Below are 14,264 nucleotides of genomic sequence, written 5' to 3' on the forward strand. Positions count from 1 at the left end.
TTCAAAGCGGAGAGGAGGGGTCGAGCCTTCGGCCGAGGGTGGCGACGGATTCGCTCGACGGCTGCTCCTTCAGGAACTCGGAGATCGCCTGCGCCAGCTCGCGGTCGCTCATCGGCGTCGGCGGCGGGCGCAGCGTGCCGACACCGAAGCTGCGGACGATCTCGTCGTAGTGCTCATCGTCGGATCTGGGAACCAATTTGCGGATACGGGCCAGCAAAGCGGATAACGGCAAGCTTTCCTCCTCGATCGTCGTCCCTGCTGGCAACCGTCATGGTCTGCTGCCATCTGCTCCCGTGAAACTGAAAACCCCGCCAGCATCGCGGAGATGCTGACGGGGTCTTCGTGCTGTCGCCTCAACCCGGATGGCGGAGGCTCCCGCACTTGGAACGTCAATCCGCCACAGGCGATTTCGTTCCCGCTGCATCGACATTTTTGACCGCGATCGGTTCCCTGCGCCCCGCGCAACCATCGCGGGCGCTCGCGGTTATCCCCGCAAGACGCGAAGGAGGAGAGCATGAAGAAGACACTGGCAGTTCTGGCCACCGTCGCAGCCGTTGGCGTGACCGCGGTCGCGGCCCCTGCGCCCGCCGAGGCAGGTCACCGCGGCATCGGGCCGGGCCTCGCGTTCGGCCTTGCCGCCGGCGCCATCACCGCGGGCGCGGTCGCAGCCTCCCATCCCTATGGCTATTACGGCCCCCGCTACGGCTATTATGACGGCCCGAGCTATTATTACGGACCGGGTCCGTATGCCTATTACGGCGGGCCGTACTACCGACGCCACCACCACTGGCGCCATTGGTAAGTCCGGTAATTGAGTGATCGCCGATAGCGAAAAGCCCGGAGCGCTGCTCCGGGCTTTTTTCATTCGCATGTCGTCGCGCCCTGCCGGCGCGACCGATTACGGCCAGAGCGAGGGCCGCTCGACCTTGCGGGCATTCTCCAGCGTCGACACGAAGTATTCCTCGCGCTCGCGCTTGAACTTTTCCTGAGTGGCACGGAAGGCGGCGACACGGGCGGCGATCTCTTCGCGTTCGCGCGCTTTGCGCTGTTCGTCCTCGGTCATGTCAAATCTCCCCTCTACACCTTGAGTATGTGCACATCTGAACTCAAGCACTGCCGCCGCAATCACGTTGAGTCGCGTCAACACATCCATTGGCACTTCCGAATGGGGCGTCAATGGGGAGGAGGCATTGCAGGATTGTGATATGCGAAGGTCGGAAGAAATTGCCGAGCGCGTTGCGTTGGCGCTTGATAAGAGCGTCAACGATCTTGCCGCTTGCGCATGTTGCTGTCAGGCCAAACGGAGTCGGGAGGCGCGATTGATCGCATCGGATCTTCAGAGCGGTATCGAGCGGCTCGGCGACATGATCGCCGGTGCCAGGACCATCGTGCCGTTCACCGGTGCCGGCATCTCGACCGAATGCGGCATTCCCGACTTCCGCTCGCCGGGCGGAATTTGGACGCGCAACCGTCCGATCCCGTTCGACGAGTTCGTCGCGAGCCAGGAGGCGCGGGACGAATCCTGGCGTCGGCGCTTTGCGATGGAGGCGGTCTTTGCCGCAGCGAAGCCCGGCCGCGGCCATCGGGCGCTGGCATCGCTCTACCGCGCCGGCAAGGTTCCCGCCGTCATCACCCAGAACATCGACAACCTGCACCAGGCTTCGGGCTTCGCGCCGGAGCACGTGGTTGAACTTCACGGAAATACCACTTATGCGCGCTGCATCGGTTGTGGGCAGGCCTATCCGCTCGACTGGGTGAAGCGCCGTTTCGACGACGATGGCGCGGCGCCCAACTGCACCGCCTGCGACGAGCCGGTGAAAACCGCCACGATTTCCTTCGGCCAGATGATGCCGGAGGACGAGATGCAGCGCGCGACAGCGCTGTCGCAGGCTTGCGATCTCTTCATCGCGGTCGGTTCCTCGCTGGTGGTCTGGCCGGCCGCCGGTTTTCCGATGATGGCCAAGCGCGCCGGTGCACGTCTCGTGATCATCAATCGCGAGCCGACCGAGCAGGACGACATCGCCGACCTCGTCATCCAGCACGACATCGGCGAGACTCTCGGGCCCTTTGTCGCAAATTGAGGCGTCATTTTGATTCGCGGCTGTGCAAGCTGTTCATAGGTTCCGGCGAATCTCTTTTTTGTCTATGCGTCGCAACCGGGAGTGTTATCTTTTGAGTCGAAAGATTCGCGTCGCGTCGAATTGAGAACATTCTCTTAAGACGCGTGATTCGAGCGCCGCCAATGTGGCGGGTTGCATGGCAGTGTGGGGTCCGGGGTTATGGGGTCGTCGGACGGATTTGAGTCCAAGAAGCTTGGAGTTCCCGGACAGGGCACCTCGCCGGGGCGCTTGACGCCGAGCGAGCATGGCAGCGCCGGCCGCGACACCGCACTCAGTCCCTTCACCGGATTGGGCGAAGCCAGCGCCAACCTCGTCGAGGTCACCGGCGTCATCAAATGGTTCGACGCCTCCAAAGGCTACGGCTTCATCGTTCCCGACAATGGCTGGCCCGACGTCCTGCTGCACGTTACCGTGCTTAGGCGCGACGGCTTCCAGACGGCTTATGAAGGCGCCCGCATCGTCGTCGAGTGCATCCAGCGCGCCAAGGGCTACCAGGCTTTCCGCGTCGTCTCGATGGACGAATCGACCGCGATCCATCCGGCGCAGATGCTGCCGCCGCGCACCCATGTCACGGTCACCCCGACCAGCGGGCTGGAGCGGGCCCAAGTCAAATGGTTCAACCGGCTGCGCGGCTTCGGCTTCCTGACCTGCGGCGAGGGCACCCCTGACATCTTCGTGCACATGGAGACGCTGCGCCGCTTCGGCATGACCGAGCTCAGGCCGGGCCAGTATGTGCTGGTCCGCTTCGGGCCCGGCTCCAAGGGCATGATGGCGGCCGAGATCCATCCCGAGACCGGATCGCCGGGATTGCAGTCGCACTAAGAATTCCCGCAATCGTGAGCAGAGGCGCGCTGCGAGTGTGGCGCGCCTCTTCCTTTTCGGGCGGTCGCCGCGTAAGGACTGACTTTAAGTCCCACGCCGCGAGAGCCCCCATGAATTCTGATCGAAAGGCCGTCTGGTCCGTGAAGGGCTGGCTGGCCGCCATCCTCGTCATCGCCGTCTGGGCCGTCGCCGGCGCGCCGGTCGGCGCCGCCAGCTTCCAGCCGCTCGAGATCGTCACCAAGAATGGCGTGCAGGTGTTCTCGGTCGAGATGGCAACGACCGCGGAGGAGAAGGAGACCGGCCTGATGTACCGCAAGGAATTGGCCGACGGCAAAGGCATGCTGTTCGACTTCAATCCCGAGCAGGAAATCTCGATGTGGATGAAGAACACTTATGTTTCGCTCGACATGATCTTCATCCGCGCCGATGGCCGCATTTTGCGCATCGCCGAGAATACCGAGCCGTTGTCGACGAAGATCATCTCCTCCCGGGGGCCCGCTCGGGCCGTGCTGGAGGTGGTGGCGGGAACGGCGCAGAAGTACGGCATCCGTCCCGGTGACCGCGTCGGTCACCCCCTGTTCGGCGGCAAATAGGGCGGGCAGGGCTATTGCCGCCCCGGCCGGCGGCTTTTGGAAGCTTGCTGGCGCTCCGGGAAGCGTGTATCGACGGGGCTCGCCGGACATTCGGGGTATAGCGCAGCCTGGTAGCGCGGCAGTTTTGGGTACTGCAGGTCGTTGGTTCGAATCCAGCTGCCCCGACCAGTCCCGGGCGGCGCTGGCCTAGAGGTCAGCATCCAACCGGCAATGGCCACGTCCACGCGTCCGGCCTCCGCATCGCGCGGAAATCACCAAGACCTCATCGAACCTTCGCCCGTCGCCATCGACAAATCCGTGTTGGGGATTTCAGCGCCCAATGTCTAAACGGACGCCGCCAAGCGATGAATATTCCGCTTGTGCGGCGTTGCGCTTTTCGGGCCGCGCTCGTCAGTTCGACGCGCACCAGCCGGGCGGAAATGGGACGTACGACCAGGCCATCTGGTTGTCGTTGGCGGCTTGCGGTGGCTCTTGCGATGCCGTGCTCACGATTGACGCGGGCCGCGCCACGCGGAGCGCGAGGCGCAGACGTGCCCATTGCAATTTCAACATTATTGTCCCCCCGCAATCTACTTGCTTCCAAACGTCCGATCGTCTGCAAAGTTCAGTCTAGAAATCACTGTGCGCCGAAACGGCGCGCTCGCCCTCAAATCACGGACATTCTAGAAAAACCGGCGCCGACTTTCAACCGATCGCGCCGCCCCATCCCAAGAAGTAAGGTTGATCGGCAAGGTTAAAGGCGAGCGGCTGTTGCGGTCGTCTGCGTGGCTGTTATCACGTCGGTCCCGGCTCGCGATGGGCTGCTTTCACTCTGTGCGACCACAGATGACGGTTCGTCGCGGCGCGCGCATCTTTTGAGTTCTGCGCCAGCGAGTTCTGCCCATGTCTCTTGATCCCAACATCAGGACCGTCGGTCCGCAATCGAACTGGACCGAGATCTGGCACCTCTGGACGGTGATCGTACCGCGCCGCTCCATCAACGGGCAGTTCGTGCTCGGCAAGGTCTGGCGTCGCCACGACGGCCGCGACTGGATCTACAAGAAGTTCACCGAGTTCGACGGCGAAGAGGCGGCTTAGCCGCCGCCTCTCTCAGGCCGCCTTCGCTTCGGCAGCCGGCTTGGCCGGCGGCGGCTTCAGCGGCTTGTCCTGCTTCTTCGACCACGAGATGTAATAGGCCACGGTCGTCATGATCGCGATGCCGGCGACACTGACGAAGATCTGCGCGAGCAGCGAGCCCGAGCTCATCGACAGCTCGAAATGACCGACGAAGGACAAGAACACGCCGACGCAGAACACGGCGAGCGACTGCTGGCCGCAGACGATCAAGGGGTCGAACACCTTCCACTCCAGCCCCGGCCACTCCTTCGGCACGAAGCGGATCACCAGGATCACGATCACCACGAAATGGAGGAAGCGGTACGGCGCGAGGTTGGTCTTGTCATTGGGGTTGAAGGCCGAGAACAGCCATTCCGGGAACATGCCGCCGAAGGTGGGGAAACGGCCGGCCATGGTCATGACCAGCGCGAACAGGAGATAACCGAGGCAGACCCACAGCGTAACAGGCGAATTGATCAGCGCGATCGAGCGGCGCGCGCCGCCCATGGAGCACCAGGCGCCGAACACGAACAGCACCTGCCAGCAATACGGATTGAAGTACCACTGGCCGGCCGGATAGGCGGTGAGATTCCAGCCGAAATGGCGCGCGGCGAGCCACAGCACGATCGACAGGATCATCGTCAAATCGGGCTTGCGCAGCATGAACCACAGCACCGGCGGGAACAGGCCCATCAGCACGATATAGAGCGGCAGCACGTCGAGGTTGAGCGGCTTGAAGCGCAGGAACAGGCCCTGGCGCAGCGTCTCGGTGGCGTTGTCGACGAGGCCGGCGACGTTGAACTCGTTGATCATCTCGGAATCGCCGAAGCGCAGCGCGAGATAGCTGATCGAGGCGATGTAGATCACGAACAGGATGATGTGGGCGACATAGAGCTGCCAGACCCGCTTGGTCAGCCGCGTCGCGCCGACGATGAAGCCGCGGTCCAGCATCATCCGTGCATAGACGAAGGAGGCGGTGTAGCCGGAGATGAACACGAACAGGTCGGCCGCGTCGGAAAAGCCGTAGTTACGGGTCGTGATCCAGTTCACGACGTTGTCGGGGATGTGGTCGAGAAAGATCGCCCAGTTCGCGACACCGCGAAACAGGTCGAGCCTGAGGTCACGGCCCTTTTCGGGCAGCGTGGCGTTGATGTTCAGGAAGGCCATGCGACAGAAGCTCTCGAAGAGGACGGATCTGCTGGTATCGACGAGACGGCGTCGGGCGGGATCCCGGCGCGGAAGGCGGGTACGCAATTGTCACGGTGCAGCATAATGACTATACCGTTGGCGAGGGTGCCGGGGCCGGAATCACGATCAGTTCCCAACCGGTTTCTCTATACTATCCCCGAGATTTCCACCAACTGCCACCGTGACGCATCGAAATCGAACGAAAAGACGAAGAGGCCCGGACCAGTCATGACCGCACGCATTTTCAAGCCTGCCAAGAACGCGATGCAATCCGGCCGGTCCAAGACCAAGGAATGGCAGCTCGACTACGAGCCGGAGCAGCCGCGGTCGGTCGAGCCGCTGATGGGCTGGACTTCGTCGGCCGACATGAAGCAGCAAATTACGCTGCGTTTCCACAGCAAGGAAGAGGCGATCGCCTATTGCGAGCGCAAGGGCATCGCCTATCAGGTGATCGAGCCCAAGGAGTCGATCCGCAGGCCGGTTGCCTATGCCGACAATTTCTCGTTCCGTCGCGGCGAGCCCTGGACGCATTGAGGGGCGGCCAGTACCTGTCCGGGAGCGCGCCATGAGCAGAGACAAACGAAAGAAGCATGCGCGGGCGATGGACTTTTTGCGCTGGCTCAATGCCGGGCGTCGAGGCGCACACAGCGGGCTCATGAGGATCGACCGCCGGCTATCGCCCGTAGCCAGCTATTGTGTGGAGCGCGGGCTGGCCAAAATTCGACGCAAGCCAATCGGCAAGCGGTTAAGCTTTACGATCCTGGACTCGGGGCTGCGCGATCGGTTCTGAACAGTCTACGGAGCCCTGGTCGAAGCAAATCCTGGCCTCGAATTGCCCTTGGCATCAATTCCGCCCCATGCTTCGCTGCCCCGCATGACACGACCAGGACGAGGCGGGGTATGGCGGGGCGTGACCAGCTCGACGGCGTCGATCTGAAAATCCTATCCGAGCTGCAGCAGGACGGGCGGGTTCGCAACAACGAGCTGGCACTGCGGGTCGGTGTGTCCGCGCCGAACTGCCTGCGGCGGCTGAAGTCGCTGTTCAGCCGCGGCGTGATCCGGGCAGTGCGCGCCGTGATCGACGAGCGGCTGCTCGGCTACGAGGTGGTGTCGTTCGTCTCGATCCAGCTCGGCAGCCAGGCCCAGCCGGTGCTGGAGGCGTTCGAGAGCTCGATCGCCGCGATCCCGCGCATCCAGCAATGCTGGCGGATTTCCGGCGATACTGACTATCTCCTCAAATGCGTGGCGCCGAGTGTCGAGAGCATGCGCCAGCAGCTCCTGCATTTCGCCGCGATGCCAAACGTCAAGAACGTCCGCAGCTTCCCCGTGCTCGGGGTTGCCAAGGACGTGCCGCTGCCTTTGCAGGAGGTCGCGGTGGCGGAGGCGGCTGGGTAGGGCTTCGAATATCCCACCATCAAATCTGAAGTTCAGAGGCGCGTCTCAGCGATACCGCCCACGAAACTCGCGCGGGCTGGCACCGGTCCAGGTGCGGAAAGCGCGCGAGAAGCTCTTCTCGTTGCGGAATCCGGCGATCTCCGCGATGCGCTTGATCGGCGTGCGGCCGCGCATCAGCTCCTGTTTGGCGAGCTCGAATTTCGCCTCCTCCTTGAGATCGCGCAGCGAGGTGGACTCCTCGCGCAGGCGGCGATGCATCGTGCGGGTGGAAAGCGCGAGCTCACTCGCGACGTCCTCGGCCCCGAGGACGCGTCCGCGCGCATTGCGCAGCACGCGGCGGACGCGCTCGACCAGTAGGCGGTCGCGCCGGTAGGGCAGCACGGTGAGCCGGAGCGCGCCCTTGAGCATGTTGTCGAGATCGGCCGCGCTGCGCGTCAGCGGCAGCGACAGATAGTGCTTATCGAAGACGATGCGGGCATGGGCCGCGTCGAAGCGGACGTTTCGGCAAAAGATGGTCGGATAGACCGAGACGTGGCCCGGCTCCGGGTGGGGAAATTCGGCTGCGCGGAGCGCGATCCTGGAATCCACCGCCCAGCAGGAGAAGCCGAGCACGTAGCGGAGCAGGGTGACCAGGCAGAATTCGCGCAAAGCCCCGAGGTCACGCTGCTCCCGGATCGCTACGACCGCAGTCTCCTCGCCGATTTCGAGATCGAGCAGCACGTCCTCGGTGAGCAGGCGGTGATGCCGGCACCAGCGCTTGAGCGCGACCTCCAGCGTCGGCGCGGTGATCGAGGCGCGGCACAGCATGCCGTAGGAGCCCCATGGCAGCCGGCGCGAGAACCAGCCGAGCGCCTCGTCATCGAGCTCGCGCATGGCGTGGCCGGCGAGGGCCTCGAACTGGGCGGCGGTGACCCGCCCGTCCGGAGAACTGACCAGGTCCGGCGCAACCTGACCCCGGCTCAACGCCTCCGCGGGATCGCGGCCATATCGCTCATACGCGGCCACGACGCCGCGGACGAAGGCGGTGGGGGTGACGGCGCGACGCGGGATCGCGGTTACGGCTTGAAAAGGCATCGGAATTCCCTCCGGAAAATCCTCGCCAAGTTTGGCGGAAAATGCAACCTTTTCGACCGGAGAAGGTCCCGGACCTCGCTAGGTTCGGACCCAAATTACGGAGGAATCGCCTTGAACATCCCGAGCATCGATTTCGATCTGGGCGAAGATATCGGCATGCTGCGCGACACGCTCCGCGCCTTCGTGGAGGCGGAGATCACGCCGCGCGCGGCCGAGATCGAGAAGGCCAACCTGTTCCCGGCAGACCTGTGGGAGCGCCTTGGCGACCTCGGCCTGCTCGGCATGACCGCGCCGGAGCAATATGGCGGCTCCAACATGGGCTATCTCGCCCATATCGTCGCCATGGAGGAAATCTCGCGCGGCTCGGCGGCCGTGGGGCTGTCCTACGGCGCCCATTCCAACCTCTGCGTCAACCAGATCCGCCGCAACGGCAATGACGCGCAGCGGCAGCGCTATCTGCCGAAGCTGATCTCAGGCGAATATGTCGGTGCGCTCGCGATGTCCGAGCCGGGCGCCGGCTCCGACGTCGTCTCGATGAAGCTGCGCGCCGACAAGCGCGGCGACCGCTACGTGCTCAACGGCTCCAAGATGTGGATCACCAATGGCGGCGATGCCGACGTGCTGGTGGTCTATGCCAAGACCGATCCGGAGGCCGGCCCGCGCGGCATGACCGCCTTCCTCATCGAGAAAGGCTTCAAGGGCTTCACCCACGGCCAGCATCTCGACAAGCTCGGCATGCGCGGCTCCAACACCTATCCGCTGTTCTTCGACGATTGCGAGGTGCCGGAGGAGAATGTGATGGGCAAGGTGGGCGAGGGCGTCAAGGTGCTGATGTCCGGCCTCGACTACGAGCGCGCGGTGCTCTCGGGCGGCCCGCTCGGCATCATGGCGGCCTGCATGGACGCGGTCGTGCCCTACATGCACGAGCGCAAGCAGTTCGGTCAGCCGATCGGCGATTTCCAGCTGATGCAGGGCAAGCTCGCCGACATGTACGCGACCTGGCAGGCCACGCGCGCCTATGTCTATGCGGTGGGACGCGCCTGCGACCGCGCCGACCATGCGCGCAGCTTACGCAAGGACGCTGCTGCTGCGATCCTCTATTCAGCAGAGAAGGCAACGTGGATGGCTGGCGAGGCGATCCAGGCTCTGGGCGGGGTCGGCTATACCTCCGAATTCCCGGTCGGGCGCCTGTGGCGCGACGCAAAACTCTACGAGATCGGCGCCGGCACCTCCGAAGTTCGGCGCATGCTGATCGGCCGCGAACTGATGGCCGAGACGGCTTAAGTCCTTCACTCCATTGGAATCACCATGCCGCTCCATTCCAGCATCGATCCGTCTTCATCAGATTTCGCGCGCAATTCCGAGGCCATGCGCGGCCTCGTCGCCGACTTGCGCGAAAAGCTTGCCCAAGTCGCCGGCGGCGGCGGCGAGGCCTCGCGCCAGCGCCACACCGCGCGCGGCAAGATGCTGGCGCGTGAGCGCGTCGACCTGTTGGTCGATCCCGGCACCTCGTTCCTGGAGCTGTCGCCGCTCGCGGCCTACGGCCTCTATGGCGGCGACGTGCATTCGGCCAGTGTCGTCACCGGGGTCGGCCGCATCTCGGGGCGTGAATGCGTGATCGTCGCCAACGACGCCACCATCAAGGGCGGCACCTACTACCCGATGACGGTGAAGAAGCATCTGCGGGCGCAGGACATCGCGCGGCAGAACAATCTGCCCTGCGTCTACTTGGTGGATTCCGGCGGCGCCTTCCTGCCGCTGCAGGACGAGATCTTTCCGGACGAGCGGCACTTCGGCCGCATCTTCTACAATCAGGCGCAGATGTCGTCGCAGGGCATTCCGCAGATCGCGATCGTGATGGGCTCCTGCACCGCCGGCGGCGCCTATGTGCCGGCGATGTCGGACGAGAGCATTATCGTGCGCAACCAAGGCACCATCTTCCTCGGCGGCCCGCCGCTGGTGAAGGCCGCGACCGGTGAGGTCGTCAGCGCCGAGGAGCTCGGCGGCGCCGATGTTCATTCGCGGCAGTCCGGCGTGACCGATCACTACGCCCAGAACGATGCGCATGCGATCGGCATCGCCCGGCGCATCGTCGGCACGCTCAAGCCTTCCACGCGGCCGAACCTGAACATGCATAAGCCGCGCGATCCGCTGTTCGCGGCGGAGGAAATCTATGGCGTGGTGCCGGTCGACGGCAGAAAACCGTTCGACGTGCGCGACATCATCGCCCGCATCGTCGACGGCTCGGAGTTCGACGAGTTCAAGAAGCTTTACGGCACGACGCTGGTGTGCGGCTTCGCCCATATCTGGGGCTATCCGGTCGGCATCATCGCCAACAACGGCATTTTGTTCAGCGAGAGCTCGCTGAAGGGCGCGCATTTCATCGAGCTGTGCTGCCAGCGCGGCATTCCGCTGGTGTTCCTGCAGAACATCACCGGCTTCATGGTCGGCAAGAAATACGAGGCCGGCGGCATCGCCCGCGACGGCGCCAAGCTGGTGACGGCGGTCGCGACGGCGTCGGTGCCGAAATTTACGGTCGTGATCGGCGGCTCCTATGGCGCCGGCAATTACGGCATGTGCGGCCGCGCCTACGCGCCGCGCTTCCTCTGGATGTGGCCGAACGCGCGCATCTCGGTGATGGGTGGCGAGCAGGCTTCGATGGTGCTGAGCCAGGTCCGCCGCGACAATATCGAGGCCAAGGGCGACAGCTGGTCCAGGGAAGAGGAAGATAAATTCCGCGAGCCCATTCGCGCGCAATATGAGAGCCAGGGCCACCCATATTACGCAACCGCACGGCTGTGGGACGACGGCGTGATCGACCCCGCCGACACGCGCCTCGTGCTCGGCCTCGGCCTCTCGGCGGCGTCGAATGCGCCGATCGAGCCGACGAAATTCGGCCTGTTCAGGATGTGATGCGATGGACCGCTCAAAGCTCTACCGGCGTTTTCGCACGCTCCTGATCGCCAACCGCGGCGAGATCGCCTGCCGCGTCATCCGCACCGCGCGGGCCATGGGCCTGCGCACGGTCGCGGTCTATTCCGAAGCCGATCGCGATGCGATGCACGTCGCGCTCGCGGACGAGGCCGTGTTGCTCGGGCCCGCCCGGGCCCGCGACAGCTATCTCAATATCGAGCGGCTGATCGAGGCCGCGCGCAAGACCGGCGCCGAGGCCGTGCATCCCGGCTATGGCTTCCTGTCGGAAAATGCCGAGTTTGCACGAGCCTGCTTGGACGCCGGGTTGGTGTTCGTCGGCCCCACCGCCGGGATGATGACGGCGATGGGCTCAAAATCCGGCTCGAAAGAGCTGATGGAGCAGGCCGGCGTGCCGCTGGTGCCCGGCTATCACGGCGATGCGCAGGACGACGCGACGCTGGCGAAGGCGGCCGAGAAGGTCGGCTTTCCCGTGCTGGTGAAGGCCTCGGCCGGCGGCGGCGGTCGCGGCATGCGCATCGTGCGCTCGGCTGATGAGCTTGCGCCTGCGATCGTCAGCGCCAAGCGCGAGGCCAAGGCCGCCTTCGGCGACGACCGCATGCTGATTGAAAAGTACGTCGACAATCCCAGGCATATCGAGGTCCAGATCATCGGCGACAGCCATGGCAATCTGCTCTCGCTGTTCGAGCGCGAATGCACGCTGCAGCGCCGGCACCAGAAGGTGATCGAGGAGGCGCCATCGCCAACGCTCAATGCCGCGCAGCGCGAGACAGTTTGTGCTGCCGCGCGAAAGGCAGCGGGCGCCGTGAACTATGTCGGTGCCGGCACCATCGAGTTCGTCTCCGACGGCAAGGATGTGTTCTTCATCGAGATGAACACGCGCCTGCAGGTCGAGCATCCCGTAACCGAGCTGATCACCGGGATCGACCTCGTCGAGTGGCAGCTGCGCGTCGCCTTCGGCGAGGCGCTGCCGCTGAAGCAGGACGAGATCAAGCTCAACGGCCATACCATCGAGGCGCGCGTCTACGCCGAGAACCCGACCAAGAACTTCATGCCGTCGGTCGGCAGAATCTCGACCTGGCGCATGCCGGCGGAAACCGGCGGCCTGCGCATCGACGCCGGCTATCGCGAGGGCGATAGCGTCTCGCCCTACTACGATGCGATGCTCGCAAAGACGATTGCATGGGCGCCCACGCGGGACGTTGCGATCGACCGCCTGAACCGCGGCCTGGAGGAGTCCGATGTCCGCGGCATCGTCACCAACATCCCGTTCCTGTCCGCGCTGATCACCCACCCGAAGGTGCGCGCGAACGCGATCGACACCGGCTTCATCGAGCGCGAGCTGGCGGTACTGACGTCGGCGGCGCCGGCGCCTGGAGAGCTCGAGCTCTGCGCCGCAGTCGGTGCAATCGTCAACGAGGAGCGGCAGACGGCGCAGGCGGAAGCGAATTCGCCCTGGCAGACCTTTGGCTGGCAGCCGGTCGGCCGCCGCCAGCGCAGCTTTGCCTTCCGCGTCGGCCATGGTCCGGAGCAGAAGATCACGCTGAACTACGGCAGCGGGCCGGCGACGCTGGTGATCGGCGAGCGCGAGCTGGCGTTCACGATCGCGGCCAAGGACGGCGGATTCGATCTCACGCTTGACGGCGTCAAATCATCGGTTGCGGCTGTGATCGACGGCCATGAACTGTACCTGCGCACGCGCAACGGCCGCTTCGACCTGCACTGGGTCGATCCATTCGGCGGCGAGAGCGAGGAGCATGTCGGCGAGGACAAGATCGCAGCGCCGCTGCCGGGAACCGTCGTCGCCGTGCTGGCCGAGGAGGGTGCCAAGCTGGAGAAGGGTGCGCCGATCCTCACGCTCGAAGTGATGAAGATGGAGCAGACGCTGCGCGCGCCCTATGCCGGTGTGCTGAAATCCATCAAGTGCAAGGTCGGGGACATCGTGCAGGAGGGCGTCGAGCTCGCCGTGGTCGAGCCTGCAGGAGAGTGACATGAGCGACCAGGTCCGCATCATCGAAATGGGGCCGCGCGACGGCCTTCAGAACGAGAAGACGCCTGTCAGCGTCGAGGCGCGCATCGCGTTCGTCGAGGCGCTGGTCGCGGCCGGGCTACATACGGTCGAGGTCGGCGCCTTCGTCTCGCCCAAGGCCATCCCGCAGATGGCAAGCTCGGACGCCGTGCTGCGCGGCGTCGCGCATGTGAAGGACGCCGAATTCCACGTGCTGGTACCGAACGAGAAGGGCTATGACGCCGCGCGCGCTGCGGGCGCCAAAGTGGTCTCCGTGTTCGCGGCGGCCTCTGAAGGATTTTCGCGGGCGAACATCAACTGCACGGTTGCGGAGTCCATCGAGCGCTTCAAGCCGGTGCTGGCGCGCGCTAGGGACGATGGCGTCAAGGTGCGCGGCTATATCTCCTGCGTGCTCGGCTGTCCGTTCGATGGCGAGATCAAGCCGAAGGCGGTGGCCGATCTTGCGAGCACGCTGTGGGATCTCGGATGCTACGAGATCTCGCTCGGCGATACCATCGGCGTCGGCACGCCTGATAGGGCGAAGGACATGTTACGCGCGGTCAGCGCCAACATCCCGCCAGCAAAACTCGCGATGCATTTCCACGACACCTATGGTCAGGCGCTCGCCAATCTCTATGCCGGCCTGGAGGAGGGCGTTCGCGTCATCGACGCCGCCGCCGGTGGGCTCGGCGGCTGTCCCTATGCGCCGGGCGCGACCGGCAATGTCGCGACCGAGGATGTCGTCTACATGCTCGAGGGCATGGGTATCAGGACCGGCGTCGATATGGACAAGCTGCTCGTGGCGACGAACGCGATGAGCGTCGTGCTGGGCAAGCCGCCCGTGAGCCGCGTGGCCTCCGCGCTGAACGCGAAGAAGAAGCAGGTGGGTTCGTAAGTCTCCGTCATTGCGAGCGCAGCGAAGCAATCCAGAGTCTTTCCGTTGAGGCGGTCTGGATTGCTTCGTCGCTTCGCTCCTCGCAATGACAAGTGAGAGAGCCTTCGTAGGGTGGGCAAAGGCGCGAAGCGCCGTGCCCACCA

16 protein-coding genes and 1 tRNA gene are annotated in these 14,264 nt (G+C 64.4%); 13 read left to right on the forward strand and 4 right to left on the reverse strand.

Annotation, left to right across the window (positions count from 1 at the left end):
• Position 1: 1 nt before the first annotated feature.
• Positions 2 to 232 carry a hypothetical protein gene (locus tag AB7M16_RS01050; RefSeq protein WP_212257011.1) on the reverse strand — a complete coding sequence of 77 codons (231 nt, stop codon included), beginning with the start codon at positions 230 to 232 and terminating at the stop codon, positions 2 to 4.
• Between the two features lie 282 nt (positions 233 to 514).
• On the opposite strand from AB7M16_RS01050, the gene AB7M16_RS01055 reads away from it, so the two are divergent.
• Positions 515 to 802: a hypothetical protein gene (locus tag AB7M16_RS01055; protein ID WP_172789561.1), complete on the forward strand. Its 288-nt coding sequence runs from the start codon at positions 515 to 517 to the stop codon at positions 800 to 802.
• A 96-nt stretch (positions 803 to 898) separates the two neighbouring features.
• Here AB7M16_RS01055 and AB7M16_RS01060 read toward each other — a convergent pair whose 3' ends face one another.
• Entirely contained in the window at positions 899 to 1,063 is a 165-nt protein-coding gene (locus AB7M16_RS01060) for a hypothetical protein (RefSeq protein WP_453942895.1), read from the reverse strand.
• 256 nt (positions 1,064 to 1,319) lie between these two features.
• Between AB7M16_RS01060 and AB7M16_RS01065 the strand changes: the two genes are divergently transcribed.
• The 5 genes from AB7M16_RS01065 to AB7M16_RS01085 all read left to right on the forward strand — a co-directional run bounded on the left by AB7M16_RS01065 (position 1,320) and on the right by AB7M16_RS01085 (position 4,612).
• Positions 1,320 to 2,081: an SIR2 family NAD-dependent protein deacylase gene (locus AB7M16_RS01065; RefSeq protein WP_453942896.1), complete on the forward strand. Its 762-nt coding sequence runs from the start codon at positions 1,320 to 1,322 to the stop codon at positions 2,079 to 2,081.
• A 198-nt stretch (positions 2,082 to 2,279) separates the two neighbouring features.
• Positions 2,280 to 2,942, forward strand: coding sequence for a cold-shock protein (locus AB7M16_RS01070; RefSeq protein WP_172789563.1), 663 nt, complete (start codon positions 2,280 to 2,282; stop codon positions 2,940 to 2,942).
• A 110-nt stretch (positions 2,943 to 3,052) separates the two neighbouring features.
• Positions 3,053 to 3,535: a DUF192 domain-containing protein gene (locus AB7M16_RS01075; protein ID WP_453942897.1), complete on the forward strand. Its 483-nt coding sequence runs from the start codon at positions 3,053 to 3,055 to the stop codon at positions 3,533 to 3,535.
• A gap of 91 nt (positions 3,536 to 3,626) precedes the next feature.
• Positions 3,627 to 3,703: transfer RNA gene (locus AB7M16_RS01080), tRNA-Pro, on the forward strand.
• 714 nt (positions 3,704 to 4,417) lie between these two features.
• Positions 4,418 to 4,612, forward strand: coding sequence for a hypothetical protein (locus tag AB7M16_RS01085; RefSeq protein WP_172789565.1), 195 nt, complete (start codon positions 4,418 to 4,420; stop codon positions 4,610 to 4,612).
• Positions 4,613 to 4,624: 12 nt separating this feature from the next.
• Here AB7M16_RS01085 and AB7M16_RS01090 read toward each other — a convergent pair whose 3' ends face one another.
• Positions 4,625 to 5,797, reverse strand: a complete 1,173-nt coding sequence (locus AB7M16_RS01090; RefSeq protein ID WP_172789566.1) for an OpgC domain-containing protein — start codon at positions 5,795 to 5,797, stop codon at positions 4,625 to 4,627.
• A 249-nt stretch (positions 5,798 to 6,046) separates the two neighbouring features.
• Here AB7M16_RS01090 and AB7M16_RS01095 point away from each other — a divergent pair, with 249 nt between their 5' ends.
• The 3 genes from AB7M16_RS01095 to AB7M16_RS01105 all read left to right on the forward strand — a co-directional run bounded on the left by AB7M16_RS01095 (position 6,047) and on the right by AB7M16_RS01105 (position 7,213).
• Entirely contained in the window at positions 6,047 to 6,352 is a 306-nt protein-coding gene (locus tag AB7M16_RS01095) for an ETC complex I subunit (RefSeq protein ID WP_172789567.1), read from the forward strand.
• Positions 6,353 to 6,383: 31 nt separating this feature from the next.
• Positions 6,384 to 6,608, forward strand: a complete 225-nt coding sequence (locus AB7M16_RS01100) for a hypothetical protein (protein WP_453942898.1) — start codon at positions 6,384 to 6,386, stop codon at positions 6,606 to 6,608.
• Positions 6,609 to 6,718: 110 nt separating this feature from the next.
• On the forward strand, positions 6,719 to 7,213 hold the full coding sequence (locus tag AB7M16_RS01105) for an Lrp/AsnC family transcriptional regulator (RefSeq protein ID WP_172789574.1): 495 nt from the start codon (positions 6,719 to 6,721) through the stop codon (positions 7,211 to 7,213).
• A gap of 45 nt (positions 7,214 to 7,258) precedes the next feature.
• Here AB7M16_RS01105 and AB7M16_RS01110 read toward each other — a convergent pair whose 3' ends face one another.
• The gene (locus AB7M16_RS01110; protein WP_453942899.1) at positions 7,259 to 8,287 is read right to left on the reverse strand and encodes an AraC family transcriptional regulator; all 1,029 of its coding nucleotides are present in this window, start codon (positions 8,285 to 8,287) and stop codon (positions 7,259 to 7,261) included.
• Positions 8,288 to 8,398: 111 nt separating this feature from the next.
• Between AB7M16_RS01110 and AB7M16_RS01115 the strand changes: the two genes are divergently transcribed.
• The 4 genes from AB7M16_RS01115 to AB7M16_RS01130 are packed head-to-tail and all read left to right on the forward strand — an operon-like array spanning position 8,399 to position 14,121.
• Positions 8,399 to 9,571 (forward strand): isovaleryl-CoA dehydrogenase, encoded by a 1,173-nt coding sequence (locus tag AB7M16_RS01115; RefSeq protein ID WP_453942900.1) that lies wholly within the window; start codon positions 8,399 to 8,401, stop codon positions 9,569 to 9,571.
• 24 nt (positions 9,572 to 9,595) lie between these two features.
• Entirely contained in the window at positions 9,596 to 11,200 is a 1,605-nt protein-coding gene (locus tag AB7M16_RS01120; protein ID WP_453942901.1) for a carboxyl transferase domain-containing protein, read from the forward strand.
• A gap of 4 nt (positions 11,201 to 11,204) precedes the next feature.
• Positions 11,205 to 13,208, forward strand: coding sequence for an acetyl/propionyl/methylcrotonyl-CoA carboxylase subunit alpha (locus tag AB7M16_RS01125; RefSeq protein WP_453942902.1), 2,004 nt, complete (start codon positions 11,205 to 11,207; stop codon positions 13,206 to 13,208).
• A 1-nt stretch (position 13,209) separates the two neighbouring features.
• On the forward strand, positions 13,210 to 14,121 hold the full coding sequence (locus AB7M16_RS01130; RefSeq protein WP_453942903.1) for a hydroxymethylglutaryl-CoA lyase: 912 nt from the start codon (positions 13,210 to 13,212) through the stop codon (positions 14,119 to 14,121).
• Positions 14,122 to 14,264: the final 143 nt, after the last annotated feature.

This window comes from Bradyrhizobium sp. USDA 372 (assembly GCF_053629095.1).